General features: G+C 63.5%; 5 protein-coding genes. 1 reads left to right on the top strand and 4 read right to left on the bottom strand.

The window, feature by feature from the left end:
- Positions 1-416, top strand: a 416-nt coding sequence (locus Y707_RS24910) for an ADP-ribosylglycohydrolase family protein (RefSeq protein ID WP_035781077.1), incomplete at its 5' end; no start/stop codon positions are given.
- 37 nt (positions 417-453) lie between these two features.
- On the opposite strand, the gene Y707_RS0109865 is transcribed toward Y707_RS24910, so the two are convergent.
- The 4 genes from Y707_RS0109865 to Y707_RS24915 all read right to left on the bottom strand — a co-directional run.
- Complete coding sequence (locus Y707_RS0109865) at positions 454-1,458, bottom strand: 3'-5' exonuclease (protein ID WP_035781079.1); 1,005 nt, start codon at positions 1,456-1,458, stop codon at positions 454-456.
- A gap of 72 nt (positions 1,459-1,530) precedes the next feature.
- Complete coding sequence (locus Y707_RS0109870) at positions 1,531-2,226, bottom strand: DedA family protein (protein ID WP_035781081.1); 696 nt, start codon at positions 2,224-2,226, stop codon at positions 1,531-1,533.
- A 41-nt stretch (positions 2,227-2,267) separates the two neighbouring features.
- A complete protein-coding gene (locus Y707_RS0109875; RefSeq protein WP_026534963.1) occupies positions 2,268-3,443 on the bottom strand; it encodes a zinc-dependent alcohol dehydrogenase in 1,176 nt (391 codons plus the stop codon).
- 97 nt (positions 3,444-3,540) lie between these two features.
- Positions 3,541-3,976 (bottom strand): non-canonical purine NTP pyrophosphatase (locus Y707_RS24915; RefSeq protein ID WP_035781083.1); only part of this gene is annotated, 436 nt, incomplete at its 5' end.

Here is a 3,976-nt window from a genome sequence, read left to right on the forward strand (position 1 = left end):
CGGAACCGGCCGTCCTGCAGCGGCTTGAACAGGCCCTCAAGCTGGGGAACCAGGCGCCGCTCCAAGCGGAGGATCTGAACGCGGAACTGGGCACCGGACAGCTGGCGGAGGAAGCCTTGGCGATCGGCCTCTATGCAGCTCTTGCCACCGAAACCGCGGTGGCAACCGCCAAGGTGGAGTCTGCATCAGGGGCGGCCGGAGCATCCGGGGCTGCCGAAGCGCACTTCCGTGCCGCCGTCGTTCTATCCGTTAACCACGGGGGCAAGGGCGATTCGACCGGTTCCATCACCGGTAACCTGCTGGGCGCGCTCTATGGCGAAGAGGCTCTGCCGGCGGAATGGCTCGATGGGCTGGAGGGACAGGACGTGATCAGGACTCTGGCGGGCTCCCTGGTGAAAGCGACCTCGGGATCGTGAAGGCGTCCGCCGTCACCAACTTCCGTGGTCAGTACATCTAGCTTGCGGAAGCCGGCCAATGGCCGCCGGTCATCTGCAGGAACTCGCCTTCGGAGAGCACCTCGATCTGCTGGCCACGGTCGTGCAGGTCCATCACCCGGCGTGCCTTGGCGGTCACGCGGCCGGACATGAGGTCCGCGGCGACGAAGCCATCGCCCACCACGAGCACCGATGTCTTGCGGGTAACACCACTGGCGGGCTGGGCGCCAAGGTGTGCGGCACGTTGCTTCGCTTCGGTTCTGGCCATGCCCAGATTTCCGGTGAACACGACGATATGGCCATACAGCGGATGGGAACTGTCGGCGTCGGGATTCGGATCCGGGTTGGGGCCTTCCTCGGGCCAGCCGCTCCAGCCGGTAAAGGCGGGGGCGCCGTTCGCCAGCCGTTCGAGCGCCGTTCTGGTGGGCTTGGAGACCTGGCCCGCTCCCGGGATGTACTCCTCGGCCCTGGACGCCTGCAGATTCATCGCCAGGTAGAGTTCGGCCAGACTGGCGGCTTCGTTCCTGGCCGCAATATCGATCATGATGCCGGCACAGGCCCGGGCGTCCTCGACGGCGTCGTGGTGGTTGAGCAGTGGAACGCCGGCGGCCTCAGCGACGAACGGCAGCGAGTACGAGACCAGGCTGTAGTTGCGGCGGGACAGCAGCACTGTGCAGGCATATTCGTAAGCGGGGCCGGCCAGTTCGGAAACTTCCAGGGCGGAACGGATGACGCCCATGTCGAAGGCCGCATTATGGGCGACGAGTGTGTCACCGCCGATAAAGCCGCCAATTTCGGCAAAGAGGTCGCAGAAGCGCGGCCTCCGGGAGACCATGTGCGATTCGATGCCGTGGATCCGGACATTGCGCGGATCGAAGTGGTCGTGCCCTTCGGGCGGCCGCATCAGCCAGGACGCCTCTTCGACGATCCGTCCGCCGCGGACCTTGCTGAGCCCTACGGCGCAGGGAGAGCCGCGAAATCCGTTGGCTGTCTCAAAATCGATCGCAGTAAAGTCCAGTGACACGTCCTCAAGGGTACCCCCGGAGCGAACCTCAACTTGTCAGCGGCACGGTGTGGAATGCGATTCGCAGAAAGTTCAAAGCGATGGACCATTGCTTTCGCTGGCGCGCTTGCGGCGGTACTTCCTGATTGCGGTTGCCAACCAGTAGGCGAACACCAGCACCACGATGACGATGACGATGTTCTTGAAGATTCCGGAGTACTGTTCGACGATGTGCCAGTTCTCCCCGAGATAGTACCCTGCCAGGACGAAGATCGTGTTCCAGATCAGGCTTCCCGCCGTTGTCAGCCCGAGGAATATCCAGACCGGCATTCGTTCAATCCCTGCCGGCACGGAGATCAGGCTGCGGAACAGCGGAATCATCCGGCCAAAGAACACAGCACTATACCCGTGCCGGTTGAACCACGCCTCGACCTTGTCGATGTCCTCGATGTCGACCAATGGAACCTTGCCGACCAGCACCCGCATCCGGTGCCGGCCGAGCGCAGCACCGATTCCGTAAAGCACCCATGCTCCGACGACGGAGCCTATGGTCGTCCAGAAGATCGCTTCAAACAGCGTGAAGTTACCCCGGCTGGCGGTAAAGCCGGCCAGTGGCAGAATGACCTCGCTGGGCAGCGGTGGGAACAGGTTCTCCAACGCAATGGCCAGGCCTGCCCCGGGGGCGCCGATGGTCTCCATCAGGTCGACCGCCCACTGTGCAACTCCGGAGAGATCGTTGGTGGGGTCCGTTGTCTGGGCGGGCAGGAGCGCGGAGATACTGTTCGTCATATTGCCTTAAGTGTGCCCTATCGCGGCGGGCATCCCCGAACCTACGGCTTGAGGACGACCTTGATGCAGCCGTCTTCTTTCTTCTGGAACTTCTCGTAGTAGGCGGGCGCCTCGTCAAGGGAAACACGGTGCGTGGTCAGGTCCTTCACGCCCATCGGGTCGGAGGAATCCTCCACCAACGGCAGCAGATCATCGATCCAGTGCTTGACGTTGCACTGCCCCATCCGGAACTGCAGTTGCTTGTCGAACATGGACAGCATCGGCATCGGGTCAGTCTGCCCGCCGAACACACCGCTGATCGACACCGTCCCACCGCGGCGGACGACGTCGATGCTGGTGTGCAGGGAATTCATTCGGTCCAGCCCGGCCATGCTCATCGCCTTCTGTGCAGCCTTGTCGGGCAGGAGTCCCACCGCGGCCTGGGCGAATTTACCGACCGGGGACCCGTGCGCTTCCATGCCGACAGCCTCGACCACGGAGTCCGGCCCGCGTCCATCAGTGCTGTCCTTCATGGCGTCTTTGAGATGGCGGTTCAGGTCCATGGTTTCGACGCCGTGACGCTCGGCCATGGCGCGGCGTTCCGGAACGGGGTCGACGGCGAGAACCCGGTAACCGAGATACTTGCCGACGCGGGCGGCGAATTGGCCCACCGGCCCCAGTCCCATCACGGCGAGGGTGCCGCCGTCGGGCACGTTGGCGTACTTCACGCCCTGCCATGCCGTCGGAAGAATATCGGAGAGGAACAGGTACTGCTCGTCGTCCGGGCCACCATTGACCTTGATAGGTCCGTAGTCGGCATGCGGTACGCGGAGGTACTCGGCCTGACCACCCGGAACGGAGCCATAAAGCTTGGAGTAGCCGAGCATGGCCGCGCCGCTGCCGTACTTGCGCACCTGCGTGGTTTCGCACTGGGACTGCAGCCCGCGGTCGCACATCCAGCAGTGTCCGCAGGCAACATTGAAGGGAATGACGACCCGGTCCCCCACGGACAGGTTGGTGACGGCACTTCCGGTTTCCTCGACAATCCCCATCGGTTCATGGCCGATAATGTCCCCTTGCTCCATGAACGGACCGAGGACTTCGTAAAGGTGCAGGTCGGATCCGCAGATGGCCGTCGAAGTGACCTTGATGACCGCGTCGGTCGGTTCTTCGATTTTTGGGTCGGGGACATTCTCGACACTGAGTGATCGGCGTCCCTGCCAGGTTAGTGCTTTCACGTCCGGTCTCCTTAGGTGTGCTCGATATTAGGCTTTCTAATGAAAGACAGTACGCTTAGTACTTTTCGATTTCCACCCCGGGGCGCTTTGCTTCGCGTTACTTTGCGAGCTCCGCGGTGATGGCGGGCAGCAATGCCCGGAAGGCCTGGCCGCGGTGGCTGATCGCGTTCTTCTCCGCTCCGCTGAGTTCGGCGCAGCTGCGCTCGTCACCGGTAGGGCGGAGGATTGGATCGTACCCAAAGCCGCCTTCGCCGCGTGGTTCCCGCAGCAACGTTCCCTCCAACCGGCCGTGTTCGACGGCGACGACGCCTTCCTGCCCGCCGGCTGTGGGAACCGCGAGGGCCGCCGTACAGACGAAGGCCGCAGTGCGGTGTTCCTCGCCCACGTCGGACAACTGCGCGAGCAGCAGGACAAGGTTGGCACTGTCGTCACCATGACGGCCGGCCCAGCGGGCGGAGAAAATTCCCGGGGCCCCACCGAGCACGTCGACGGCAAGCCCGGAATCGTCGGCGATGGCCGCCAGCCCGGTGGCA

The organism is Arthrobacter sp. H14 (assembly GCF_000520495.1).
In the GTDB taxonomy this organism is placed as follows: Bacteria; Actinomycetota; Actinomycetes; order Actinomycetales; family Micrococcaceae; genus Arthrobacter_C.